Source organism: Archangium violaceum, from assembly GCF_016859125.1.
Lineage (GTDB): Bacteria > Myxococcota > Myxococcia > Myxococcales > Myxococcaceae > Archangium > Archangium violaceum_A.
This window is the reverse complement of the sequence record NZ_CP069338.1, coordinates 10,984,554-11,010,222: the sequence shown is the minus strand read 5'-3', so window position 1 is coordinate 11,010,222 and position 25,669 is coordinate 10,984,554. Positions and strand designations below refer to the sequence as shown.

The following is a 25,669-nucleotide window of genomic DNA, read 5'->3' as shown; positions in this document are numbered from 1 at the left end:
GATGGTCCGGTGGGCATCCTCGGGAGCGGGAACGGTGCCGTCCTCGCAGATGCGGTGGTTGGGGTTGTAGATGTCCTGCCAGGCCGTCCCACCGTGCTCAGATGCGGCCGCCGCAGTCCTCGGTGGGAGAGGTGGCGCCGTCTTCCGAGCAGAGCCGGTGGCTCGAGTTGTACATGTCCTGCCAGACCGTGCCCGGGCCGGAGGCGACCAGCACGTACGTGGTGGAGGAGAAGTTCGACGTCGAGAAGCCGGAGACGTCAGGGCCCCCGTTCACCACATCCAGCAGCTCCGAGACATCCTTGCGCGAGTAACGCATCCGTGGCCTCCACCTGCTGCGGTGTAATGCTGAAAGGTTCGAAATTCTAGAAAGCCGCGCCGGGGGCGTCAAGCGGGCAGGTGGGCCAGGCCCTGGGAACCCTCTCCAGCAGCCAGAAATGTCCTTGCGCGAGTCACGCATCAGTGACCTCCATGAGTCGGATGAACACGCTCATCACCTCTCTCGTGGCGTTCGCGTTCGGGTTCATCGGCTCCATGCCCCTGGCGGGCCCGATCGCGGTGATGGTGTTCTCCACGAGCGTGCGGAGGCACTACGGCGCGGCCCTCCGTATCGGCTTCGGGGCCGCGTTGGCGGTGTCGCTCTATGCCGCCGTGGCCTTCTGGGGGTTCTCGACCTTCCTCGCGAAGTATCCCGTCATCCTGCCGGTGTCTCATGGGTTGAGCGCCGTGGTGTTGACCGTGCTCGGGGTGCACTTCGCCCGGTGGAAGCTCAGGGACGAGGCGAAGCCCGAGCAGGAGCCGCACCGCGAGGGGCTGTTGCTCGGCTTCACCATCGCCGCGCTGAATCCCACCCTCCTGGCGACCTGGAGCACGGCGGTGGCATTCCTCTACTCGCTGCAGCTCGTGTCCTTCTCCGGGCTGCTCGCGCTTCCCTTCGGTGCCGCCGCTGGCGTGGGGGTGGCCAGCTGGCAGTTGGCGTTCGTCGGGCTGATCCGGCGCTACGAGCGCCGCTTCCCCCGCCACGTGTTGACCTGGGGCGTGCGGATCATGGGCCTGCTGCTCATCGCCGGAGGAGTCCTCGCCGGGATCAAATTCTTTCAGGAAGTGTAGGGCGGACGGAAATTCCTGTCAGGCCTCGAAGTAGGAGAAGGCGCGGTATGACGGTTGATCCGGGATGGGTCTGGGAATATCAACTCCTGCTTTCATTTCGAAGGAGGTTCCCGTGTCGCGTGCGAGCATCCCCGGTCTCCTGTCCCTGCTGTTCCTCGCCGCATGCGCGGAGGAGCCCGTTGCTCCCGAGCCGGAATCACCCGGTGTCTGGCGCCAGGAGATTGAGCTGAGGGATACGTGGGCCGCGAAGGCCGCCGTCATCCAGCAGCGCGACCTCCAGCGGGATGTTCCGCTCGATCGCTGGCAGCGGCTCGGGACCCACAACTCCCATGTCAGCACGGTCTACACGAAGTGTGGCGCGGGCCTGTGTTACTACCTCCGCTCCAACCAGCATCGGAGCCTCGCCGCGCAGCTGGACATGGGCATCCGGACCCTGATGTTGGATGTCTATGATGATGCCAATGGCAACTCCACGGGCGACTGCCAGTTCGGCTGGAACGTCTGCTTCAGCCACGAGGGCGAGCCCTTCGGCCAGTGGAGTGTCTCCCTCGAGGAGGAGATCGCCGGGTGGATCAACGCGCCGGAGCACCAGGAGGACGTGCTCCTCATCCTCCTCGAGGACTATTTCAACGAGGGAGAGGCCTACAAGCGGCAGTTCTTCAACGAGCTCCGCTACCGCTTCGACAAGGACTTCCGGCCGGGTGCGAGCACCTCGCTCACCTCGGGAGACCTCATCTTCCGGCCGAGTGACAAGCAGCTCCTCTTCCCGAGCCGTTGGCCGACGCAGCGCGAGCTCGTCCAACTGGGCCGGCGCATCGTCATCGCGGTCAAGGACCGGTCGGCCTACAACATCGACCTCGGTGCCGACGGCAACATGCGGGATTGGTTCTTCGCCTCTGGCAGCCTGGACACCCTGTCCATCCAGTACCCGGCGTGGGCCGCCAACTTCGCGCCCCAGTTCGACGCCGCGCGCTGTGGCTCGAAGGATATCCGGGATGCGTCGCAGCTCCCACAGCCGTTGCCCCATCGGTTCACCCAGTTCGAGGAGCGGCAGATCTGCGACCATTTCGAGAATTGCTACAGCGGCTCGGGCCTGAGCGATCGCATCGATGTCGCGGCCGTCATGGCGTGTGGCTTCAGCGTCGCCATGGATCAGGCCGAGGCCGACCCCGGCTATTCCCCGAATGGTGAGTCCTACTTCGCCCGCGGCCTGAAGGGCGCCATCTGGAGCTTCGACGAGGGCGAGCCCAACAACGCGGGTGACGAGGACTGCGCCGCGATGTGGAGCAACGGGCGCTGGAACGATGACCTCTGCTCGAAGTCGAAGCGCTACGCCTGCGTGAAGGCGGGCGCCACGTGTGATCCATCCTCCTGCCCGGGTGATTTCTGGGTGCTGTCGGCGAACGCGGGGCCCTGGTCCGGCGGCACCGCGTCCTGCCCGGCGGGGTACAGGTTTGGTGTTCCGCTCAATGGCTTCCACAACCGCAAGCTGCGGGAGCTCGTCGGCGGACGGGAGGAGGTCTGGCTCGCCTTCACGGATGCCCGCGTGGAGGGGCGTTGGGAGAGCCCGTGAGGCGAAGCCGGCGTGCGACCTCCCAGGGGGAGCGGGCACGTCGGCCACGAGGCCCGCTACGGGAGGACTTCCACGGCGTTGGCGGAGATCTCCACCTTCACGCTCACGGTGTTCGGCTGTACGTCCTGCTCGTCGACGAGGTCGTTCTTGTCCACGCCGACGCGCAGGGTGTAGGTGCCGTCCGGCACGTCCGTGATGTCCAGCCACTGGCACGGGTAGTCCGCGGCGTACACGTCCGCCCAGCCCGGCGAGATGCCTTGCGAGCCGTCGATGTTGACGGTCTGGGGCCCCGCGTCCCCGCAGTAGGGCGCGTAGTCCACCAGGAAGAAGCCCTGCTTGCGGCCCACCGTCACCACCGTGTTCTGGGCGTCGAGCAACTCGTAGCTGGCGAACCCGATGAGGTGATCATGCTGGTGGCACTCATCGAACTCGTAGAGGTCCGGCCGATCCTCGGGGGACGGAATGTTCACCGCGGCGGAGCCCAGGTTCGGGATGGAGACGCCGAAGCGCAGCAGACGCCCCCTCAGCTTCCGAGGAATCGAGATGAGCGCCTGAACACCTCATTGCGGGGAGCTTCGCGTCGAGTCGGCATACGATGGTCGAAAGCTCCGGGCGCCCAGGACGGGCACCCGGGCATGAGGAGAATCATGCACGCGTATCCGTGGACCCGACGGGCTCCGAAAACATTGCTTCCCGCGCTCTTGCTCCTGGGCGTGAGCTGCGGTCCTGGCGGGGATGCCAGGGACACCACTGCTCCGGAGAACGTCCGGGTGACGGGCGGCGTGTCGGCTGGGGAGACCGTCTCTGGCCGGCGCACGTTGCAGGCCACCGCCGCGGACAACTCCGGCACGGTGACCCGGATGGAGTTCCATGTCTCCGGCGCGCTCGTCTGCTCGGACGGCGCGCCGAAGAGCTCCGGTGCGACCTTCTCCTGCTCCTGGGATGCCTCCACCGCCGCGCAGGGAGAGAGCCAGCTCACCGCCAGGGCCTACGATGCCGCGGGCAACGCCACCGCCTCCGAGCCGATCTCCTTCACCGTCGCGCCACCCAATCGCATCCCCATCATCGGCAAGGTGTCCGCCACATCGTCCTCGCTCGACGAAGGCGCGAGTACCTCCCTCTCGGTGACCGCCTCCGACCCGGATGGCGATCCGCTCACCTACGTCTGGACCCAGTCCCCGTTCTCTCCGGCGGGCACCTTTGATCTCGAGGCCGGGGCGGCCCGCACGTGGACGGCGCCCTTTCTTTCGCGCGACACGGCCTTCACCTTGAAGGTGACGGTCTCGGATGGAAGGGGAGGCTCGGCCCAGGCCACGGTGGCGGTGTCGGTGGCGAACGTCCCCGGCCTCAACCAGGCTCCCGTCGTGGACGACACCCTCACCGTCCCCACCACACCGGTGCTCGCGGGAGACACCGTCAGCCTCTTCATCGGGGCCAATGATCCGGACGGCGATCCGCTCACCTACTCCTGGACCACGACCCCGGCGGGGATCTTCGCGGATTCGCCAGCCGCTGTCGCGCAGTGGCGCTCTTCCGACATTGGCGCGAACACGACCTACTCCTTCGAGGTCACCGTGTCCGATGGAACCGCTTCCGTGACACGTTCGGGGCTCGTGCAGGTCAACGTCCCGTCATACTCCCGTGACATCCAGCCCATCTGGAACACGACGTGTACGGACTGCCACCACGACGCGGGCGGAACTCCCGAGGGATTCTCCCTGCAAGAGGGCAGCTCCCACGCCTCGCTCGTCGACAAGATGGGAGCCGGCGCCTGTAGCCCCATGCTGCGTGTGCGACCGGGCCAGCCCGACAGCTCCCTGCTGGTACAGCGGCTCAGTGGCGAGGACTGTGGCCGCAGGATGCCGCAGTTCGATTCGGACTACTTCGACATGAATCCCGGCGAGCTCACCCGCATCCGTTCCTGGATCCTCGCCGGAGCCCTCAACGACTGATCCCGGGCTTCGTGGTCCGACTTCCTGGAATCGCCCGCTGCTGTGTCATTCGCACTGTGTTGCCTCAAATTACGCGCGCGCTCTCTCTGTCGCCAGAGCGCGTCAGGAGGTGATATGCATCCTTCCGAACGTTGTTCAACTGCACCAGGAGTGCCCCCATGAAGCTCAAGCATGCGTTGATGGCGGCGATGCTGCTCGCGTCTCCTTCTTTCGCCGGTGTGGAGCGGAGCGGTGATGCGACCGCGGCGTTCACCGGGAAGGGTCCCGCCGGGTTCAAGCTCGAGGGAAAGACCAACGAGGTCGTCGTCAAGGACCAGGGAGATAAGGTGGTCTTCTCGGTGCCGCTCGCGACGCTCAAGACGGGCATCGACCTGCGCGATCGCCACATGCAGGAAAAATATCTCGAGGTGGCCAAGTACCCGGAGGCGGTGCTGGAGGTGCTCTGGACCGCCATCAAGCTGCCGGAGAACGGGCAGACGGTCACCCAGACGACCAACGGCAAGATGACGATTCACGGCAAGACCAAGGAGGTGCCCGTCACCTACACGGTCAAGCGCAACGGGGATGTCTACGAGGCGAGCGGAAAGGTGCCCCTCAACCTCAAGGACTACGACATCAACATCCCCAACTACATGGGCGTGACGGTCAAGCCGGACATCGAAACGGCCGTCTCCTTCTCCTTCAAGAAGACCTAACGAAAACCCAAGCAGATTCAGACCGCCCGCATGCGCTCGGCCCTTCTCCTCTTCGTCCTGCTCGGGCTCTTCGCACCCCTCGGTGCGCAGGCCTACCCGTGGATGATCCGCCACGGTTACACCAGTTGCGCCTCCTGCCACACCGACCCCTCCGGGGGCGGTCTGCTCACCGCCTACGGACGTGCCCAGTCCGAGCTGCTTCTCGCGGCCTCGTACGGCAAGACGAAGGAGGAGGTCAGTCCCAGCACGAGCTTCCTCTTCGGCGCGGTGACGCTGCCCGAGTGGCTGAACATGGCGCTCTCCTTCCGTGGCGGAGCGCTCGTCAACCGGGCCTCCGAGACGACCAACGTGCGGCCCGTGCAGATGACGAGCGACGTGCGTGCCCAGGCGACGCTCGGCCAGTTCCGCGCCAATGGCAGCCTGGGGTTCGCCATCCGCCGCGCCCGTGCCGCCGCCCTGACCTCCACGGAGACGAACAACCTGGTGTCCCGCGAGCACTGGCTCGGCTGGGACAACGAGGCGCAGACGGTGACGGTGCGTGCCGGCCGGATGAACCTCCCCTTCGGCTTGCGCAACGTGGAGCACACCTCATGGGTCCGTGAGCGCACGCGCACCGACTCCAACGACCAGCAGCAGTACGGCGTGGCCGTTGCCTACAACGGCGAGGGAATGCGTGGCGAGCTGATGGGCATCGCCGGCAACTTCATGATCCATCCCGACATCTATCGGGAGCTGGGCTACTCGGGTTTCTTCGAGGTGGCGCCGAGGTCGAACCTCGCCCTGGGCGTGAGCAGTCTGGTGACCCGCGCCAACTATGACGTGGAGAGCCGCCAGCCCCTCTTCTGGCGCCAGGCCCATGGCGTCTTCGCCCGTTGGGCCGTGACGGGGCCGCTGGTGCTGATGGGCGAGGCGGACATGCTCGTCAATTCCTCGAGGGACCAGCGGATGGCGGTCGGCTACACGGGTCTGCTCCAGGCGGACGTGGAGCCGATTCAGGGCCTGCACCTGCTGGTGACGGGAGAAGCGTTGAGGACGGTGGGCGGGGAAGGGGTGAACCTGGGCGCTGGATTGGGCGCGGCCTTCATCTTCCTGCCGCAGGTGGAGCTGCGGGTGGATGGCACGGCGCGGCGGTTGGACTCCGGGAGCGGGAGTACCACCGACGTCCTCTCGGTCATCGCTCAGCTGCACCTCTTGATTTGAACGTCTCCGGAATCCCCATGTCCGTCCATTCCTTGATTCGTACCGTCTCCGTCGGCCTCACGCTCCTCGGCTCCGCCGCGGCCTGGGCCTCTCCCGCCTATCCAGGCGTCATCCGCACCGAGCTGAGCTCGGCCTCCGAGCCAGCCTGCAACGTCTGCCACCAGGGGGGCGCCGTGGGTTACGGCACGGTGACCACGCCCTTCGGTCAATCCCTGCGCTCCCGGGGCCTGGTGGCCAACAACGAGGGGACCTTGCGCACGGCCCTGGGGGCGGTGCGCAGCGAGCGTGTGGACAGCGATGGGGATGGCACGCCGGACACCGATGAGCTGGCGGCGGGCCGGGACCCCAACGTCAGCGACAGTGGAAACGGAGGCGATGAGCCCGAGGACGTGCTGCCCGATGTCACGTACGGCTGTGGTGCGGCGCCAGGGGCACCCGTGGGGCTCCTGCTCGGCGGGCTCCTGCTCGTGACGGCACGGCGCCGCGAAACGCGCACGGCGCGCGAGTCACGTCCTCGCTAGCCGGGACGAAGGAAGGCGCCAGGCTGGGATGAGCCTGGCGCCGGGGTGTCAGCGCACGCGCGTGGCGAGCCCCAGCTGCACCGTGAAGTATTCGTCCACCGCTCCGCCGGCCACGCGCACATCCTCAGGCTGGGCGTTGAGCGTGTGGAGGTAGCGCCGGTACTGGCCTCCCAACCGCAGCTCCATCGTCGGGTTGAGGCCGAAACCCAGGGTGAGCGCGCCCTCAAGGCCGTTGGTGGAAGCACGGGGGAAGTAGTCGGGGCCACCCATCTCGCCCGTGCGCAGCACCGCGAGCCAGGCCGCGTCGAGCAGCACCGCGAGCCGCTCGGTGACCTGCACGCGCCCCCCGAGCCCGCCACGCACGTAGCGGTAGTCCATGTTGGGCAGCCCCTCGAGGTCGGCCCCGCCGTAGGTACGGAAGGCGAAGGTCTGCTGGCCGTAGTCGGCCTCGAGCAACAGCTCGCTGGCGCCCAGGGGCACGCGACCCACGAGCCCGGCGGCCAGACCGTACGCCGAGGCGGAGAAGAGCGCACCCGTGGGGGTGGTGGACAGGGCCCGCGTCCCCGTCCCCTCCACGTGCAGGCCGATGTGGGCGAGCACGCCCCGGCTCCCGATCGCACCGGGGAAGAAGGAGACCGAGACCCGGCCGCTCGGGGCGGCCATCAGCTCATAGCCGAGGAGACGGCCTGTCTGCTCGCCGGTGTAGCCCAACCGCCGCCCCAGTGTGCCGCCACCGAGGACGACCTCGAGAGCCACCGGCTTCGCGCCCGTGCTCTTCGCGGGAGCCGTCGCCTCCGTGCTGGCCGCCTTGGGCTCCAACTTCCTGGGCGGTGGGGGCGGCTCGGGAGGACGGGTCGCCACGGCGGGAGGTGGTGGCGGAGTGGGGGAGGGCGCGTCGGGCGGAGCGCTGTCCGGGCTCTTGACGGGCGGTGGACTCTCGGTCGGCGCGGAGGGAGGTCGGGCGCTGAGGAGGGCCTTGGACAACTGGGGCCAGACAGCCCGCTGCGTGGCGCTGGCCGATCGCAGCCGGACGGTACTCGAGGTGAGCACCTTCCCGGTGTCGGCGCTCACCACCTCCAGCACCAGTTGCTTGCGGTCCGCGCTCACCTGGCCCGTGACCAGCGCGGTGGCATTCAGCCGTCGCGCGAGCTCCTGGCGCTGTTTCTCCGACTGGGGTGCCCCGGCGCTCGCCACCGCGGCATCCACCGTGGAGGCCGGCAACACCCGCACCTCCTTCCTGCGCTTCTGCAACGCGGCACGCACCTGCTTGCGCTGCGCCTCCGCGCCAGGTCCGCTGAAGGGCAGCAGCGCCACCGTTACCGGTGTGGCGACACGGGTGGTTTTCCGGCTCGATTGGCGCGTGTTTCGAGCGCCCCAGGCGGGGCCGTTCGCGAGCAGGGCCAGGAGCAACAGTGCGAGGAGTGCCCCGAAGGGGGGCGTTCGCGCGGCCAATCCGAGTTGACGAAAGGGGTGTGGGGTCGCGGTCACGATTCCCGGACCCTAACACGGACTCCGGACCCGCTCGTCCTCCTCGCTGGGGGCCCCATCACTCCCGTCACGCGCCGCAGACACCGCAGTCGGCATTGCAGTTATCATAGGAGATGCCCGACCGGGTCTTGGTGCTGTCGCAGGACTCGGAGAGCTGGCAGGTGCCATCACCGCACTTGTAGATGTCCGAGGGCTTGAGGTGGGTGGTGAGGGGCAGGTAGGCCTTCCTTCCGATGGTGCACCTCGCGTAGTCGCCCCTGAGCTTGTCGATGACGCAGATACTGGAGCACTGCCCGGTGTGTTGGATGGGAGGGCACTCGATGCTCGCCCCGGTACCCTGTGAGGACAGGCCGCAGGCCCGAGCGCTGCTCTCCGTGGGGTTCAGGGGACCACGGTTGTTGCACGCATAGATGCCCTCGCCCGTGAAGAGGTTGCCGAAGAAAGCGGCCTCCGGCTCCGAGAAGGTGCTGGACTCCGAGGTGGTGACGGGGATGGGGTTGCCGAGCGCGTTCTGCCCGCGGATGGAGATGTTGACGTGGGCACCGAACTTGTTCACGTGCGCGGCGAGGCAGGCGCTGATGATCTGTTGCTCGTTCTCCGTGGCGGAATTGCCGCTGGCCCAGCCGGGCGTGAGCCCCAGCCGGCCGTACCAGGTGAAGGTCGTGACGCCGTTCGAATAGGAGAGTGTCTGACCCTCGGCGTAGGCGCACGCCACCACGTACTTCATCACCATGTCCGAGTAGCCCACCGGGTTCGAGCTGAACCAGGTGCTGAAGTCGGTGGTGCTCAGCCCATTGGTGGCCAGTCCGTTGAGGGCCAGCCCGTTGGTGGCCAGCCCGTTGGTGGCCAGCCCGTTGGTGGCCAGCCCGTTGGTGACGGCGAGGGCGCCAGCCATGCTGTCTGGCTGCACCTCCTCGTCTTCGGGGAGCCCCGTGGCACAACCGAGGACGAGGGTCGCGAGCCCCGCCAGCAGGGCCTCCCTCGGGAATCCCCTTGCCCTGCTTGGGTGGGACGCGGAGGTGAGATGGGGGAGCTGATAGGCAGACAGTGGCAATGACATTTCAACCAGGCGCGTCCTCATCTCTTCACTCCTACGAACGGGTGTGGAGCCGGGTGTTACGAATTGGAGGATGAACTTTCTGGTAGAGACGAGGAATACTGCTTATGTCAGAATTCAATGGAGAGTTCTGGCTTTGACAGCTCAAGGGTCATGGTTCGGAAGCCAGGGAGAGCCCAGTCCAGTACCGGACGTTGTCCTCGCCTGGAAGTCCTATCCGGTGCAACCTCGATGGCAGGCCATCCGGAGTCGCGGGGGGCCGGTCGCGCACAGGACGTGATGACGATTACGAACAAGGGCAGGATGGACCACGAACATCCGAGCCGGATGACGTAGACTCGTGGCGTGCCACGTTGCGAGAGCTGTGGACGGCGTTGGGAGGGGGCCCACGCCGACTGTCCCCTGGGAGCCTCCCCCGATGGCGCTCCGCGCGCCCCGACTTCGCCCTCGCTCTCCCTCCCTGGTTATTCGCTGGAGGGAGCGGTGGCGCACGGTGGTTTTGGCACCCTCCTGGCCGCTCGACGCGAGTCCGATGGCCAGAAGGTCGCCATCAAGGTGGCCCACCCGGACTCACCTCTGGCCTGGCGCCATCTCTTCACCGAAGCCGCGGCCCTGCGGGCCATCGGTGCGCCTCTCGTCCCGGAGGTGTACGAGACAGGCTCACTCTCCCGAGGCGAGCCGTACCTCGTCATGCGGTTCATCTCGCATCCCACCCTGGCCAGAGTGCTGGCCCTCCAGGGTGGCCCCATGCCGATGGAAGTGTTCGCACCCGGGGCACTCGCGCTGGTGGACACACTCGGTGCGGTACACGCCCGCGGCTTCCTCCATGGCGACCTCAAGCCGGAGAACATCTTCCTCGACGACACGGCGCCCACCGCCATCCTCTTCGATTTTGGCCTCGCGCGTCGGCTCGGAGCACCCGCCTCGTTGCCCATCCCCTACGCCGCGACGCCTCCGACCCACCGCGTCCTCGCGGGGACGGTGGAGTACATGGCTCCGGAGCAGTGCGAGGGTGAGCCGGACCTGGATGTGCGCACGGACCTCTACGCCCTGGGGGTCATCCTCTACGAGATGCTCACGGGACGGCCGCCCTTCTTCGGCACCCTGTCCGATGTCACCCAGGCCCACGTCTCCCGCCGGCCGGCACGTCCCTCGGAGCTGGCCGCGGTGCCGGTGGCGCTCGAGCAGGTGGTGCTTCGCTGTCTCGCCAAGGAGCGCGACCGCCGCTTCCAGTCCGCGACGGAGCTGCGGGAGGCACTCCAGCAATCCCTGTTCAGTCACGCCCCTCCGCCGCCGCCTCCTCCCGCGACCCTCACGCCTCCCGAGCGCGTCACGCCTCCCACGTCCACCCACCGCTCCGTGGCGGGACTCTTCTTTCGCTCGGGCTCCAACCCCGTCGTCCTCCAGAAGGAGCTCGCCGGCTTCGGTGGGCAGCTCGTCTTCCAGGAGGGCTCCCGCTTCGTGGGCGTCTTCGATCCGGACGTGGGGGAGAACCCCATACGGCGGGCGCACCAGGCCGTGCGGGGGTTGTCCGCTCGGGGTCTGGTCTCCACCGCCCTGTTGGACGTGGTCTCGGTGACGGTGCAGCGCCGCCCCGGTGGGGCCATCCGCTACCTGAGCCCCACCTTCTCCCGGCAGGAGCGCTTTCCCTCCGGGAACGAGCCCCGCCTGTTGCTGCTCACCGCCGCGGCGGCGGAGGCCCTTCCGGAACAGCCATGCGTTCCGGTACCGGACCGCGACGGACTCTTCCAATGTCTGCCTTCATCGGCCGTGAGCGGTGCTCCCTTCCAATTCCAACAGCACAAGGAGCTGGTCGGCCGCGACGGCGAGCTGGCGGAGTTGATGCGAAGCGCGAAGCAGTCGGTGGCGGAGAGGGTTCCCTCGCTCATCACGGTGCTGGGAGACCGGGGACAGGGAAAGACACACCTGTGCGCCACGCTCGCCGAGCAGCTCCAGGTGGGTCTGCCCCAGGCCCGGGTGTATGTGTGGCGTGCCCGGGAGCCGGTGCAGGGAGATCCGGAGGGCACCTTGCGTCTGTTGCTCCAACAGGCGCTGTACGGAGTCCACGCCTCCGGTGCCTCGTTCTCCGGCTCCGAGGGGGAGGGCCGCGGCATCTGCGTCGAGCTGTTGGGGCCGCGATTGGCCATGGAGCTGTGGCCCGGTGTGGCCGCCACCCTGGGGTGGCGCTCCCCGAGCGACGCCCGATTGCAGCACTGGGCCACGGCGCCTGGCGCATTGCGCTCGCTGGCCATGCGCGCCACCGGGGAGTTGCTGGTCGCGCGCGCCCGCCAACGGCCGCTGTGCATCCTCCTGGATGACGTGCATTACGCGGAGGAGACGGCGTTGAACGCGTTGGAATACGCCACGCTCGCCGAGTCGCGCCTCCCCCTGTGGGTGTGCGTGCTGGCTCGTCCGGGCTTCGAGCGCCACCGTCCCTCGTGGGGCTCTCGTGCCGCCCATCAGAGGGTGCTGTCCCTGGGTCCCCTGCCTCCCGCCAGTGCCACCGAGCTGTGCCGCATCCTGCTGCGCCCGGCCGAGAACGTCCCCACCGAGGCCATCGAGCGGCTCGCCGAGCGTGCCCAGTACATCCCCCTCTTCCTGGTGGAGTTGGTGCGCGGTCTCAAGCGCCAGGGCCTGGTGCGCCAGCGCGCCGGCGGGGAGAGCTGGTACCTGGTCACGGACGAGCTGGAGCGCATGCCGGAGCTGCACCTGGTGGAGTGGCTGGTGGATCGCGAGCTCGGTGCCCTGCCACCCGAGCTCGCGGCGCACGCGAGGCTGTGCGCGCTGCTCGGTCCGGACTTCACCGCCGCCGAGGCCGAGGGGGTGGTGCATGTCCTGGAGTCGGACGGGGGCGCGGTGGACTTCCCGTTGGATCCGCGTCACGCCACGCGCCGGCTGCAGGAACTGGGCTTGCTGGTGGACCACGAGGAGGGGCTCTGCTTCCGCAACGAGCTGCTGCGCGCCACGGTGGAGCGCTCACTGCCCGAGGCGGACCGGGTGCGCTTCCACCACGCCGCCTTCCGCTACTTCCTGAGCGAGGCGGGCGCTACCCGGCGTCAGCGCCTGCCCCGCCTGGCCCTGCACGCCTCCGCCGCGGGCCTGCGCAGCGAGGCCGTCGCGCTCTACATCGACCTGGCCGAGTCCGCGCGTGGGCACCATGCCTACCTGGAGGCCGAGTCCACCTACACCCGTGCGTTGGAGTTGCTGGATGTCGAGGACACGCGGCGCCGCTTCACGGTGCTTCGGGGGCGGGGCCTCATGCGCTACCGGGTGGGCCGCTCCGAGGACTCGCTGGCCGACTTCGCCGCGGCGCGCGAGCTGGCCCGGCGGTTGGGAGATCTCTTCGGCCAGGTGGAGCTGCTGCTGGACGAGGCCATGGCCTACGATTGGCGCAACGAATACGTGCGTGCCGAGATGCGGGTGTCCCTGGCGCAGGAGCTGGCCTCCTCCGCCAATCTGCAGTCGCCGCTGCTCCAGGTGAGATTGCTGCTGGGGCTCGGGCGCGCGCTGTTCCGCAACGGCCAGTGGAAGGAGGCCTGCACCCTGCTGGAGGACACCGTCCAGCGCGCTCGAGGCCTGGGCGACGCGGGCTATGAGTCCCTGGTGGTGGCCCAACTGCTGCTGGGCTTCATCCTCCCCAACCTCGGCCGCATCGACGAGGCGGAGCGCATCCTCGAGGAGGCCATCACCTCCTGCACCGAGCGCGGTGACCGGCTCCACCTGGGCAGCATCCTCAACAACCGCCGCAACCTCTGGGTGGCGCGCAACGACCTGAAGGGCGCCCTGCGGGATCAGGAGCGCTTCATGCAACTGGGCCGGGAGCTGGGCCTGGCGAGTTGGGAGTTCTTCGCCGAGCACAACATGGGCGAGCTGCTCTACCAGTCGGGGGCGCCGGAGGCGGCGGCGCCGCACATCGCCCGTGCCATCGAATTGGAACGACGCCATCCGGAGGTGGCCCCTCGGCCATGGGCCCTGCTGCTGCAGGCCCGTCTGCATGCCTACACCGGGCGCGATTTCGAGGCGCGCGCGCTGCTCACCGACATCCAGATCAAGCTGGAGGCGCGCGGCGCGGAGTTCAGCTCTTCCGAGGAGGTGCTCGTCTCCCTGGTGGAGCTGGCCACCCGGGAGGCCAGCGCGGAGGAGTGGCTCGCGTTGGGGCGCCGCTCCGACGCGTGCTCCGTGGAGCAGGAGCCCCTGGAGGTGCTGGAGGTCCAGGCACTGGCCCGGTGGCGGCGAGGCGAGCGCAAGGAGGCCCTGCGCCTGATGGATGAGGCCCTGGCGCGGGCCGCCCGTGTTCCCAACATCATGGGCAAGCGGCTGCGGCGCAGCCGGGAGCGGGTGCTCACCCCGGCGAGGCGATGAGGCCGAGCGCGAGCAGCGCCGCCACCAGGAGGCCGATCAGAGACTCCCCCATGATGGCGCCCGTCCCCACCGCCTGCACGTGCGGGCTCGTGGAGGGCCAGAGGCGGCGGACTCCCGCGGCCAGGAACGCCCCCAGGGCGATGGTCACCGCGTAGTGCGCGGGCAGGATGAAGCCCACGCCCATGGCCATCGCCGAGGGCAGCAGGCGCGCCAGCCGGCCTCGCGCGGCCATGGACAGCAACACCCCGGTTCCGAAGCCCAGCCCCACGGCCAGCAGGGCGCGCGGTGGCAGCCCGTCCAGCCCTTTCGAGGCGAACTCCGCCACGGTCTTGAACTGGTGCGCCGCGGGCACGGGCAGCTCCGGAGTCCCCAGCCCGTGGGCGGCCACGAGGAGGGAGTAGGCGGGGAGGGAGACGGCGGCCCCCAGCAGGAGCCCGATGAGTTGGACGAGGAACTGGCGGGAGGGGGTGGCGCCCAGGAGGCGCCCGGCCTGGAGTGAGCACAGGCTCAACCCCGTGGGCGCCGCCGCCCCCGATACCACCGAGCCGGCCGCGACGTTGAGCGCGGCCTGCCCCGGCGACACGAGCCCGAAGGCCACCTGGGTGAGTTGCCCCATCTGGCTGATGGGGTGGATGTCCGTCTGCCCCGCGCTGTGGGCGCACACCAGGCACAGGGGGAGGACGAGCAGCAATGACAGGAGGAGCTGGAGCGGGTGCATGTCCAGGGCGAGGCCACTCGCGACGAGCGCGAGCAGGGCGGTCGGCAGCACCGCGCGCCCCACCCGTTGGGCCGCCGTTGCCTCCCAGCCCACCGTCCCGCGTCCGAGCCACCACAAGTCCCCCAGCACCTTCGGGAGGGTGCTCACCAGTGGCACCAGCGAGCTGATGGCCGCGCCCACCATCAGCCCCACGCCGGGCCAGGTGAGCCACGCCACGAGGGCTCCGAACTCGGCCTGGGCCACATGCCCCTCGCGCACCAACCAGGGGGCCAGACCTCCCCACGCCACCAGCGTGCCCAACAGCAGGCTCAGTCCACCCTGGACCCCCAACATCATCCCGATGCCCAGCATCATCGGATTCCATCCCACCCCGAGCAGCAGCTTCTCCAGGGGGATGCCCCTCCACTGCCCGGGCAGCAGCCAGACCGGGGGAAACACCCCCCCCACATCTCGCAGCCAGGTGAAGAGCATGGCTCCCAGACCCGTGCCCCACAGTCCGCGTGCCCGCCTCCGGTGCGCCGGTGTGGGGGTGTTCAGCGTGGAGATGAGCTCCGCGGTGGCGATGCCGGTGGGGAAGGGCAGACGCTCCTGCTCGAGCAGGCGCCGCCGCAGCAGGTAGGCGATGAGCACCCCCAGCGCTCCCAGCCCCACTCCCCACAACGCCACCCACCCGCCGGACGGCCGCACTCCCAGGAGCGCGAGCGCGGGTATCGCTCCCAGGAGCCCCGCGGCGGAGGGCAGGGTCCCCACCGAGACAGCCAATGTCTGGGCGAGATGGGTCTCCAGGGAAGAGGGGGCGTTACCTCGCCGGCCCACGAGCGCCGACATGCAACTGAAGGTCAGCAGTGTGGCGATGATGCTGCCCGTCTCCCACAGGCCAGTCTTCAACCCCATGTAGACATTGGTGAGGGCCAGCAGCACGCCAATGGTTCCGCCCGACAGCAGCGCGCGTGCGGTGAGCTCGGCGGAGCCGAACGAGAGCGCGGGGACGAAGAGAGACGGTGCGGCGGTGGGGACTTCCGAGACGGGTGCTGAAGCCTCCCCGGAGTGAGACACCCATCCCTTGCTCATGGTGAACCCCCGTTCTTTCGGGAATTCCATCACAAGCAGGGAGTGGATTTCCATCCGCTCCGGCTCTCAATTCCTCTCGATGTCTGATGTTGAACCAGACGGAATGACACACAGCTCGCGGCACACTCCCGCACAAACGCTCACTGTCTCCCCTGGGAATCCTGTCAGGAAGCCCGGAGGGCGTGACGGCGCCGTGCCGCCTCCGTGAGCGTCTCCGCATCCATCAGCACCGCTGCCTTTTCCTGCGCGGAGAGCGGCTCCCGCCGTCCTTCCAGCAGCTTGCGGCGGGCCGAGGCGAGCGCGAGCGGTGCCACACCGGTAACCGGCAGGGACTCCAGCAGCGCCAGGTGCAGCGCGTGCGCGCGAGGATCCGTCAATACCCGCTCCAATCCGTCCTCCACCGGCTCCAGCTCGCGCTGCGCGAGCTCGAGGGCCCGGGCTACCACGGCGGGAGGCGCCGACTCCTCGGGGATGAGGAACAGGCCGTGGCGCGCGGCCCACGCGCCCAGCGACGCGCGCGCCGTCCACACCGACATCGGGATGGACAGCAGCAGTCCCGCCACCACCGGCGACAGCCACAGGAGCAGTCCCGGGGACAGGGCGAGCGCCACGGCCGCCAGCACCACGCCCACCAGCGTGTGCACCGCATGGCGCCGCGCCGCCTCCGCCCACGGCAGGTCCTCGTCGTCGCGCTGCTGGCTCGTCCAGGACACCTTGTAGCCGAGCAGCGTCCCGAAGACGAAGTGCGACTGGAAGAGCATCATCACCGGGGCGAGCAGCATGGACACCAGGCTCTCGGCGAGCACGCTCAGCACCAGCCGTCCCCGGCCGCCCATGAGCGCCGACTCCTCCCTCCGCGTCAGTGCCAGCGCGAGCCCGAAGGCCTTGGGCAGCAGCAGCATGGTCAGGGACACACCCATCAACCCCAACGCGCCCTCCGCGTCGAACGTGGGGTTCAGCGCCGCCACCAGGCCCGACAGCAGGAAGAGCAGCCACAGCGGCGAGGCCACGTAGGACATCACCCCCATGAGGAAGTGACCCCGGCTCACCGGGTGCAGCCCGCCCGCGAGCACCAGCCGCAGGTGCTGGAGGTTGCCCTGGCACCAGCGCCGATCCCGCTGCGCGTAGGCCAGCAGGTGGGGCGGAGGCTGCTCGTAGCTGCCGTCCAGCTCCGGCACCAGCCACACCGTGTAGCCCGCGCGCCGCATCAGCGCCGCCTCCACGAAGTCATGGCTGAGGATGTGGCCACCGAAGGGCTGCTGCCCCGGAAGCACCGGCAGCCCACAGTGCTCGGTGAAGGCCGCCACCCGCAGGATGGCGTTGTGGCCCCAGTAGTTGGACTCGCCGAACTGCCAGGCCGCCGCGCCCGCGGCCACCACCGGCCCGTACAGCCGGCCGGCGAACTGCTGCAGCCGGGCGAAGAGCGTGGCGCGTCCCACGCACCGCGGCGGAACCTGGAGGATGCCCGCGCGCGGGTTGAGCTCCATCAACCGCGCCATCTTCACCAGCGTCTCGCCGGACATGAGGCTGTCGGCGTCCAGCACCACCATGAAGTCGTAGCGCTTGCCCCAGCGCTCGCAGAAGTCGGCGAGGTTGCCGGCCTTCTTGCCCCGGTTGTCCGAGCGCCGCCGGTAGAAGATGCGCCCCTGTCCGCCCACCCGGCGGCACAGGTCCGCCCACGCCAGCTCCTCGGCCACCCAGGCCTCCACGCGCGTGGAGTCGCTCAGCACGTAGAAGTCGAAGGCGTCCAGCCGCCCCGTGGCCTTCAGGGACTCGTAGGTGGCCTGCACGTTGGCGAAGACCGATGCCGGATCCTCGTTGTGGATGGGCATCACCACCGCGGTGCGGCTCTTCAGCGGGGCCGCGGCCTCCGCCGCTTCCGGCCACCGCAGGCCGGCCAGGCGCCTACCAGAAGCGAGCTGGAGGAAGCCCGCCACCGCCGTCCAGAAGGACAGGGCGATCCAGGCGAAGCACAGGGTGAAGAAGCCCCCCATCACCCATTCGGGCGCGGTGAGACCCTGGGCGCTCAGCAGCCGGAACATCTCCCACGTCGCGAGGACGGTGGAGATCGCGGCCAGACCGAGGACACACCCCCGCCGAAGCCCGGCGGTTTCGGGCGAGAACGAATGCGCGTGCATGAGGGCTCCTACGGCTCAGCGAGAGATGGAGATGTCCGGCTCGCCCGCCCGCCACCAGCGGCGGATGAGCTCACCCAAAGGCCACAGCACCAACTGCTGCTCCGGCATCGTCGTGGGACTCTCTTCCGGGGCGGGGACGGGCACCGCGGCGCGCAGGGCCCGCGCGAGGTCCACCGGCAACGCACCAGGACCCGCCGTGAGGACGCCCGCACCCCAGCGAGCCCCCTCGCACAGCACGAAGGCCGCACGGCCCCGCGCCAGCAGCGCGCCACCGCTCGCGTGGGCGACGTCGAACACCCCGGACAGCCAATCCTCCATCCGCGTCCGGGCGAGGGCCTCGGCCTCTCGCGGCCCCACGCCCTGCTTGCCCGCGAGCACCCACTGCGCCAACCGGGAGAGGTCACCGTCCGTGGTGAAGCCGAAGGACCGGAAGAAAGCGTCGAGCGCCTCGCGCGTCTCCGGGGAGAGCCCCTCCACGGACTGGAGGGTGGAGTGGATGGTCGGCGTCTTCACGGTGTCCATAGGTAACTCCATGTCTCGGTGAGGGTTTCGGATCCACGTCGCAGGAAGCAGCGAAGCTCGGTGGGAGCACCCGCTTCGGGTACCAGCTCGAAGGTGGCTCGCCAGCCACCGGTGACGTCGTTGCGCTGCGCGATGGGGTGGAGCACCTGGCCCTTCGAGGTGGTGACGACCGCCTCCACCGGGCCTTCGCCTTCCGGGCCACCGCGCGAGAACTCGAGGACGAAGCGCCGGGCCGCCGGCGTGCTGCCCGCCGCGACGCGCGTGGCAACGGTCTGGGCCACCGTGGGGCGCTCGGGTGGCACGCTGCCCCAGGACAGCCGCCAGCCCATGCGCAGCTCGGCTCCAGGGCCGAAGGGGGCCTCGGGCACCCAGTAGGCCACGATGTTGTCGTTGATCTCCTCGGCGGTGGGGATCTCCACCAGCTGCACCACGCCGCGGCCCCAGTCACCCAGGGGCTCCACCCAGACGCCAGGACGCTTGTCGTAGCGCGCCTCCAGGTCCTCGTAGCTGGTGAAGGCCTGATCCCTCTGCAGCAGGCCGAAGGCGCGCAGTCCCTCCACCTGGAAGCTGGAGACGTTCAGGTGGGCGGGATTCTGGAGCGGGCGCCACAGCTGCTCCCCGTTCTTCATCCACAGGAAGAGGCCGTCCGAGTCATGCACCTCGGGACGGAAGTCGTCATAGGTGCCGCGGTCGTTCTCTCCGAAGAGGTACATGCTGGTGAGCGGAGCCACCCCGAGCCGCTTCACCGCCTTGCGCGCGTAGAGCGTCGCCTCGACCTCCATCACCGTGCGCTCGCCCGGGATGATGACGAAGCGGTACGCCCCCGCGACGCTCGGGCTGTCCATCAGCGCATGCACCACGACGCGATCCGCGCCGGGCGCGGGCTTCTCCAGCCAGAACTCCCGGAACGAGGGGAACTCCTCTCCCTCGGGGAGCGCCGTGTCGATGGCCAGCCCGCGCGCGGACAGCCCGTACACGTTGCCGCGGCCCAGGGCGCGGAAGTAGCTGGCGCCCAGGAAGGCCACCAGCTCGTCGAAGTGGTCCGGCCGGTTGAGCGGGTGGGCGAGCCGGAAGCCCGCGAAGCCGTCCACCTTCGAGGGCGGCAGTTGCTTCACGAGCGGGCCATAGCTGAAGAGGTCCGTCGAGAAGCGCACCTTCTCCGTCCGCCCGCCGTCCACCTCGTGAATGATGATGGGCGAGGTGTAGAAGAACCCCGGATGGAAGAACTGCGCCTGGAAGGGCAGGCCGGCGTCGCGCCACCGGGCCTTCTCCGGGCGGAAGCGGATGTCCCGGTACTGGTCGTACGTGAGCTGCGCGTACTCCTTCGGCACGGCCGGCACCGGGGCCTGGTAACGGCGGCCGGCCAGCTCCCGGGCCCGGGCCCTCACGAGGTCCGCGGTGGAGCTCCGCTTCCCGGGTGCACTGGATGCCTTCGGCGCGGCTCCCGCCACCACCGCCCACACCATCCCGAGCACGCACACCACTCGTGCTCCTCGCTCAGCCCAAGTCCTCGACCTCACTTCCATGACCCTCCTGGCTGTGACGCACCGCGTTCCGGCTGCTAGCAACGGGTGTGCCAATGCCCGGGAGGGCGCTGGAATCAGAGGAGCGTCAGGGCGGCACCCCTCTGTCGACAGTGAATTTCCTTGCGACTCAAACGAAATCGCGGGGTTGCAATGCCAACGGCCGATCCCTTTCGGGGGAGGGCGCTGGCCAGGGTGTGGAGCAGAGGAACAGGGGCGGTGAAGGCATTGTCCGTCTGGTCCCCAACGAGGGGCGTGACTGGGGAGCGGTGGCGGACGTGTTCATCTGTGGGAGACCGGTCATGCCGAGGGTGGCACCAACCGCACCACCCTCTTTCCCGTGTCCTCACCGCGCAGGAGTCCGATGAAGGCCTGGGGTGCGTTCTCCAGGCCGTTCACCCTCCTCCTTGCGTACCTCGTTCCCCGCGGGCCGGTGGATTAGCAGCCTCGCGTCGCGAGCGCTCTATCCCAGCCACTCCGGATGTTTGACCGTGCCATCGAAGCGTTGGCTGACCTTGTACTTCTCGAAGGAGCCGTCCCTGGCGGCCTTCTCGGTCTTCGCGAGCAGGGCCCCCACTTCCTTCTCCGAGAGCGGCTTGAAGCCCCGCGCGACGGAGAGCGCCTGGTTCAGCCGCTCCATCGAATCCATCCCGGTGATCATCACGCTCACCGGCAGGGACAGGGCGTAGCGCAGACAGTCCGGAGCGCTGACGGTCTTGCTCTCCAGGATGATGGCGCCTCCCAGGGGCTTCATTCCCAGCACGCCGATCTCCTCGCGCACGAGCACGGGCAGGACACGCTTCTCGAAGCTGTCGAAGTGCGCGTCCATCACGTTGAGTGGCAGCTGCACGGCGTCGAAGCGGAAGTCGTGCTTCTTCGCTGTCTCGAGCATCTTCAGGTGGATGGCGGGCGACTTGTGCCCGGTGAAGCCGAGGAAGCGCGCCTTGCCCGCCTTGTGCGCCTCGATCATCGCCTCCATGGCGCCCCCCTCGGCGAAGGAACGGTCGGGGTCGTTGTCGCGGATGATCTCATGCAACTGCAGCAGATCGAGGTGGTCGGTCCGCAGGCGCTCGAGCGACTCGTCGATCTGCTTCGCGGCCGTCTTCTTGTCGCGGCCGTCGATCTTCGTCATCAGGAACGCCTTGGACCGGTAGCCGTCCCGGAGGGCCTTGCCCATCCGGATCTCACTCTGCCCGTTGTTGTAGTCCCAGCAGTTGTCGAGGAAGTTGATGCCGCTGTCGAGCGCGCGCCGGATGATGCGGATGCTCTCGGCTTCGTCCTTCTGGATGCCGATGTGGAAGCCGCCGAGCCCGAGACAGGAGATCTGCTCACCGGTGCGTCCCAGCTTCCGGCGGGGGACCGCCTGGGGCGAGGAGGGCTTCCCCGCGGCGAAGGCGCTCGGGGCAATCATCAGCGCGAGTGTGGCTTCGAGAAACTCCCTCCGGTTCATGGCGGCGTCCTCCGACGAGCGCGCGAGCGGACGTGCGCGCGACGCGCGGGGGAGATTGCTCGCCACGGCAACCGCTCACAATCCGTGCATTCGTGGAGACCGAGGGGGTGGGGCACTCACGTTGGGCGGAGTACGTGTCTCGCGTCGGGGCTATCGCGAAGGCAACACTGTCGCGCCCTCGTCGAGGCGTCGCGGGGGAGCGGCCGCCCGGGTTCCGAGCCGTACGCGCTCCGGTGAAGTGAAGGATAGTGTGCAGTGTCCGTGCAATGCGAGTGCAGGTTCCCAGAGCCGCTGCGCGCTTCGGGTGCTGGGTCCTACATGACTGCCTGAAATCTGACGGACCCGATGTGAAGTGAAGCATCTCCGTGCTGCAAAATTCACATTCATACCATGTACACGCCTTCTCCATCCCTGCAGCGAGATGAAGCGCAGCGCCTGCGAGCGCTCGAGCTCTCTGGCCTTCGCGATGCGTTACCCGAGCCAGATTACGAGGACATCGTCCGGCTCGCCGCCGAGGCGTGTGGCACCCCCATCGCGCTCATCAGCCTGGTGGAGCGCGACCGGCAATGCTTCAAGGCGAACGTGGGGTTGCATGGGGTAGGGGAGCAGGAGCGCTGCATCTCCTTCTGCTCCCAGGCCATCGAGCGGGAAGGCGTCCTGCTCGTCGAGGACACCATCGCGGATGAGCGCTTCGCCACCAATCCGCTCGTGCAGGGCGAGCCGTTCATCCGCTTCTACGCGGGCACCCCCATCCAGACGGAGGACGGCTTCCCGATCGGCTCCCTCTGCGTCATCGACCATCGGCCGCGCGGGCTGGGGGAGTCGCAGCTCCGGAGTCTGCTCGCGCTCAAGCGCCAGGTGGAGCTGATGCTGCGCATGCGCTCCCAGGTGCGCCTGCTGAAGGCCCGCAACGCCGAGCTGGAGCAGTCCCAGGAGCGTACGAGCGTCCTCAACACCTACCTCCAGGCGGAGGTGCGCGAGCGCCAACGCATCGAGCGTCAACTCCTGGAGCAGCAGACCCTGCTCTCCAGCATCCTGGCCCACATTCCCCACTCGGTGTTCTGGAAGGACCAGAACAGCGTCTTCCTGGGCTGCAACCCGCAGTTCGCCCGGGACATGGGGCTCGCCTCGCCGCTGGATATCATCGGCAGGACGGACTTCGAGATGCCCGTCTTGAGCGAGTACGCCGAGGCGTACCGCCGGGATGACCGCGAGGTGATGGAGTCGGGCATCCCCAAGCTCGCCTTCGAGGAGCCCCTCCGCCAATACGCTGGAGCGATGTCCTGGGTACTCACGAGCAAGGTGCCGCTGCGGGACGCGAACGGAAAGGTGACGGGGGTGATCGGCATCTACGCCGACATCAGCGAGCGCCGGCGTCAGGAGGAAGTGCTGCAAGAAGCCAAGGAGCTCATCGAGCGGGACGCGGCTCGCCTGGAGGAGCAGGTCCGCGAGGCCCACGAGCGCACCCGTCAACTCATGGAGCACTCCGGTGAGGCCGTCTTCGTGCTCGACGCGGCCGGGAGCGTGCTGGAGGTCAACCCGGTGGCGGAGCGGCTGCTGGGCATCTCCCGTGGGCAGTTGCTCGGCACTCCCTTCGAGGCGCTGGTCCCGGAGGAGGAACGGGAGCCATTGCGACAGGCGCTGAAGGACCTGCTCGCCCGCGGCACGGTCTGCCTGGAGGACCTGGGGTTGCGCTCGGCCAACGGGGCTCGCGTGGCCCTTGGGATCGCCGCCTCGCTCCAGGTGACGGGAGAGACCCGGCAGTTGCTCATCGTCGGCACGGATCTCACCGAGAAGCGGCGGATCGAGCAGCAGAGCATCCAGAACGATCGGCTCGCGGCGATGGGCGCGCTGGCGGCGGGTATCGCCCATGAAATCAACAACCCGACCTCCTTCGTGCTCTCCAACCTCAGCTGGCTCCAGGAGTGGCGGGACGAGCTGGCGCGGGAGCTGGTGGCACTGCCGGGGCTGCATCCACGTCTGGTGGAGTCCCTCTCCGAGGCGGAGGAAGTCATCGCCGAGAGCCTGGTGGGAGGCGGGCGCATCCGGGACATCGTGCGCGACATGCGCTTCTTCTCGCATACGGCGGGCGAGGAGATGGCGCCCGTGGACATCCACGCGTGCCTCGACGTCGTGCTGCGCATGGCCCACAACGAGTTGAAGCACACGGCGCGGGTGGAGAAGCAATACGCCGACGCGCTGCCACTCGTGTCCGGGAGCGAGGGCCGGCTGAGCCAGGTCTTCCTCAATCTGATCATCAATGCCGCCCAGGCCATGCGGTCCGGAGGAGGGCTGGAGCGCCACGTCCTCCGGGTCGTCACCGCGTTGGAGGGAGGGGTGGTGCGCGTCGATATCTCGGACACCGGGCACGGGATTCCTCCCGAGGTGCTGCCACGTATCTTCGAGCCGTTCTTCACCACGAAGCCGACGGGGGCGGGCACCGGGCTCGGCCTGTCCATCAGCCACTCCATCATCCAGAAGATGGGCGGTGAGATGCGGGTGCGGAGCGAGCCCGGCCGGGGCACCACCTTCACCCTGTTCCTTCCGGTGCCCTCTTCTGACACTTGATTCGCGCGGAGCGGCGGGCCCGTGACTTCACACGGGCGCGAGCTCCCGCTTCAGCGCATACTGGGCGGCATGGTGTCGGGCAAGGAGATGGTCCTGATGTTCCTCGCGGCCGCGTGCTTCGCGGTCGGTGGGATTTTCATGAAGCTTTCGGCGGGAGTCTCGCGTCCGCTTCCCATCCTGGCCTTCCTGGCCTTGTTCCTGCTCGGGGCCCTGCTCCAGGCCTTCGCGATGCGCCGCGCCGATCTGGGGGTCGTGTACATCGCGGTGCTCGGATTGGAAGCGGCGCTGGCGCTCGTCTTCAGCATCGCGCTCTTCCACGAGGGGCTCTCGCTCGCACGAGTCGTGGCGGTCCTGCTCATCCTCGCGGGCGTCGCGTTGCTGCGCGTGGCCTAGCGAGCCCGGTCGCCTGGGGATTCGGTAGACGATTTCACCGCTGACGGCCGGCCCATATCGCCCCACCTCGGGGTGTTGAGCACGGTACCCCTCGCGCTTCCCAGGCGTGATAGAGGGGCCCTCGTTCCATGCTCATGAGCAAGCCCCAGCGTCTCCAGAAGCTCGCCGCCGCCGTCTTCACCACCATGGACGAGGCGCGCAAGCGCAAGCTCGCCACCGGTGCCGATGTCATCAACCTGTCCATCGGTAGTCCGGACCTGCCTCCCGCTCCGCACATCACCGAGGCCATGGCCCAGGCCATCCGGGATCCCGGCAACTACGGCTATCCGATGAAGGACCTGCCCGCCTTCCGCGAGGCGGTGGCCGGCTGGTACCAGCGGCGCTTCGGCGTGGCGTTGAACCCGGACTCGGAGGTGCTGGGGCTGATCGGCTCGCAGGAGGGCCTGGCCCACATCACCCAGGCGCTCACGGATCCGGGCGATCTCGTGCTGGTGCCCGATCCGGGCTACCCCATCTACACCGCCGGTCCCGTCCTGGCCGGCGCGGAGCTCCACCCCGTCCCCCTGAAGGCCGAGCTCGGGTACCTCCCGGATCTCGAGTCCCTGCCGGAGGACGTCAAGCAGCGCGCCAGGCTCTTGATCCTCAACTATCCGAGCAACCCGCTGGCCGCCGTCGTCCGGCCCGGGTTCTTCGAGCAGGCGGTCGCCTTCGCGCGCCGCTACGGCACGGTCATCCTGCATGACGCCGCCTACAGCGAGCTGAGCTTCGATGGATACAGGCCGCCGAGCTTCCTGGAGACTCCGGGTGCGCGGGAGGTGGGCCTGGAGTTCAACTCCCTGTCCAAGACGTACAACCTGGCGGGGGCGCGCATCGCCTACGCCGTGGGCAACGCGCGGCTCCTGGGCCTGCTGGCGGAGGTGAAGGCCCACCTCGACTATGGGCTCTTCCGTCCCATCCAGCTCGCCGCGGTCGCCGCCCTCACCGGGCCGCAACAGTGCGTGGCCGACATGGCCGCCACCTACCAGCGCCGCCGGGACGTGCTGGTGGACGGGCTCAACCGCCTGGGCTGGGCCGTCCCCAAGCCGAAGGCCACCATGTTCTGCTGGGCGCCCGTGCCGCGCGGCTTCGAGTCCAGCCTCGCCTTCGCCATGGCGCTGCTGGAGCAGGCCTGCGTCACCGTGGTGCCCGGCAGTGGCTTCGGCGCCATGGGTGAGGGCCATGTGCGCATCGCGCTCGTGCAGAGCGAGGAGCGGTTGGCCGAGGCCGTCGAGCGGATCGCCCGCTCGGGCATCCTGGAGAAGCGCGCGGCGTAGAGCGCTGACGCCGATGAC

At 68.6% G+C, this 25,669-nt stretch carries 19 protein-coding genes; 10 read left to right on the top strand and 9 right to left on the bottom strand.

Translation table 11 applies throughout. From position 1 onward, the window contains the following. Positions 1-97 precede the first annotated feature (97 nt). Positions 98-316 (bottom strand): hypothetical protein, encoded by a 219-nt coding sequence (locus JQX13_RS46525; RefSeq protein ID WP_203405826.1) that lies wholly within the window; start codon positions 314-316, stop codon positions 98-100. Between the two features lie 152 nt (positions 317-468). Here JQX13_RS46525 and JQX13_RS46520 point away from each other — a divergent pair, with 152 nt between their 5' ends. Next, entirely contained in the window at positions 469-1,107 is a 639-nt protein-coding gene (locus tag JQX13_RS46520; protein WP_203405825.1) for a LysE family translocator, read from the top strand. A 112-nt stretch (positions 1,108-1,219) separates the two neighbouring features. After that, complete coding sequence (locus JQX13_RS46515) at positions 1,220-2,680, top strand: lectin-like protein (RefSeq protein ID WP_239014280.1); 1,461 nt, start codon at positions 1,220-1,222, stop codon at positions 2,678-2,680. A gap of 56 nt (positions 2,681-2,736) precedes the next feature. Here the strand turns inward: JQX13_RS46515 and JQX13_RS46510 are convergent, their stop codons facing one another. Then, entirely contained in the window at positions 2,737-3,150 is a 414-nt protein-coding gene (locus JQX13_RS46510) for a lysyl oxidase family protein (RefSeq protein WP_239014279.1), read from the bottom strand. A 177-nt stretch (positions 3,151-3,327) separates the two neighbouring features. Here JQX13_RS46510 and JQX13_RS46505 point away from each other — a divergent pair, with 177 nt between their 5' ends. The 4 genes from JQX13_RS46505 (at position 3,328) to JQX13_RS46490 (ending at position 7,048) form a co-directional block, all read left to right on the top strand. Next, positions 3,328-4,632 (top strand): Ig-like domain-containing protein, encoded by a 1,305-nt coding sequence (locus JQX13_RS46505; protein WP_203405823.1) that lies wholly within the window; start codon positions 3,328-3,330, stop codon positions 4,630-4,632. Positions 4,633-4,790: 158 nt separating this feature from the next. Beyond that, positions 4,791-5,327: a YceI family protein gene (locus JQX13_RS46500; RefSeq protein WP_203405822.1), complete on the top strand. Its 537-nt coding sequence runs from the start codon at positions 4,791-4,793 to the stop codon at positions 5,325-5,327. Positions 5,328-5,357: 30 nt separating this feature from the next. Next, positions 5,358-6,527 carry a porin gene (locus JQX13_RS46495; protein ID WP_203405821.1) on the top strand — a complete coding sequence of 390 codons (1,170 nt, stop codon included), beginning with the start codon at positions 5,358-5,360 and terminating at the stop codon, positions 6,525-6,527. 17 nt (positions 6,528-6,544) lie between these two features. Beyond that, the gene (locus JQX13_RS46490) at positions 6,545-7,048 is read left to right on the top strand and encodes a thrombospondin type 3 repeat-containing protein (protein ID WP_203405820.1); all 504 of its coding nucleotides are present in this window, start codon (positions 6,545-6,547) and stop codon (positions 7,046-7,048) included. Positions 7,049-7,096: 48 nt separating this feature from the next. Here JQX13_RS46490 and JQX13_RS46485 read toward each other — a convergent pair whose 3' ends face one another. Both JQX13_RS46485 and JQX13_RS46480 read right to left on the bottom strand, forming a co-directional pair. Further along, on the bottom strand, positions 7,097-8,536 hold the full coding sequence (locus tag JQX13_RS46485; RefSeq protein WP_203405819.1) for a hypothetical protein: 1,440 nt from the start codon (positions 8,534-8,536) through the stop codon (positions 7,097-7,099). 67 nt (positions 8,537-8,603) lie between these two features. Beyond that, complete coding sequence (locus tag JQX13_RS46480; RefSeq protein ID WP_203405818.1) at positions 8,604-9,431, bottom strand: hypothetical protein; 828 nt, start codon at positions 9,429-9,431, stop codon at positions 8,604-8,606. Between the two features lie 645 nt (positions 9,432-10,076). Between JQX13_RS46480 and JQX13_RS46475 the strand changes: the two genes are divergently transcribed. Next, positions 10,077-13,955: a serine/threonine-protein kinase PknK gene (locus JQX13_RS46475; RefSeq protein ID WP_239014278.1), complete on the top strand. Its 3,879-nt coding sequence runs from the start codon at positions 10,077-10,079 to the stop codon at positions 13,953-13,955. On the opposite strand, the gene JQX13_RS46470 is transcribed toward JQX13_RS46475, so the two are convergent. From JQX13_RS46470 to JQX13_RS46450, 5 genes are all read right to left on the bottom strand, one after another. Further along, positions 13,936-15,744: an OPT/YSL family transporter gene (locus JQX13_RS46470; RefSeq protein WP_203405816.1), complete on the bottom strand. Its 1,809-nt coding sequence runs from the start codon at positions 15,742-15,744 to the stop codon at positions 13,936-13,938. The two genes, JQX13_RS46475 and JQX13_RS46470, sit on opposite strands and share 20 nt — an antisense overlap. A gap of 164 nt (positions 15,745-15,908) precedes the next feature. Then, positions 15,909-17,882: a glucans biosynthesis glucosyltransferase MdoH gene (mdoH, locus tag JQX13_RS46465; protein ID WP_203405815.1), complete on the bottom strand. Its 1,974-nt coding sequence runs from the start codon at positions 17,880-17,882 to the stop codon at positions 15,909-15,911. A 15-nt stretch (positions 17,883-17,897) separates the two neighbouring features. Then, the gene (locus JQX13_RS46460; protein ID WP_203405814.1) at positions 17,898-18,404 is read right to left on the bottom strand and encodes a hypothetical protein; all 507 of its coding nucleotides are present in this window, start codon (positions 18,402-18,404) and stop codon (positions 17,898-17,900) included. Continuing rightward, positions 18,392-19,930 carry a glucan biosynthesis protein gene (locus JQX13_RS46455; RefSeq protein ID WP_203405813.1) on the bottom strand — a complete coding sequence of 513 codons (1,539 nt, stop codon included), beginning with the start codon at positions 19,928-19,930 and terminating at the stop codon, positions 18,392-18,394. Before JQX13_RS46455 ends, JQX13_RS46460 begins: the two co-directional genes overlap by 13 nt. 460 nt (positions 19,931-20,390) lie before the next feature. Continuing rightward, entirely contained in the window at positions 20,391-21,377 is a 987-nt protein-coding gene (locus JQX13_RS46450) for an aldo/keto reductase (protein WP_203405812.1), read from the bottom strand. A 390-nt stretch (positions 21,378-21,767) separates the two neighbouring features. On the opposite strand from JQX13_RS46450, the gene JQX13_RS46445 reads away from it, so the two are divergent. From JQX13_RS46445 to JQX13_RS46435, 3 genes are all read left to right on the top strand, one after another. Beyond that, complete coding sequence (locus JQX13_RS46445; RefSeq protein WP_239014277.1) at positions 21,768-23,945, top strand: PAS domain-containing protein; 2,178 nt, start codon at positions 21,768-21,770, stop codon at positions 23,943-23,945. 21 nt (positions 23,946-23,966) lie between these two features. After that, entirely contained in the window at positions 23,967-24,338 is a 372-nt protein-coding gene (locus JQX13_RS46440) for a DMT family transporter (RefSeq protein ID WP_239014276.1), read from the top strand. Between the two features lie 128 nt (positions 24,339-24,466). Beyond that, positions 24,467-25,651 carry an aminotransferase class I/II-fold pyridoxal phosphate-dependent enzyme gene (locus JQX13_RS46435; RefSeq protein ID WP_203405811.1) on the top strand — a complete coding sequence of 395 codons (1,185 nt, stop codon included), beginning with the start codon at positions 24,467-24,469 and terminating at the stop codon, positions 25,649-25,651. Positions 25,652-25,669 lie beyond the last annotated feature (18 nt).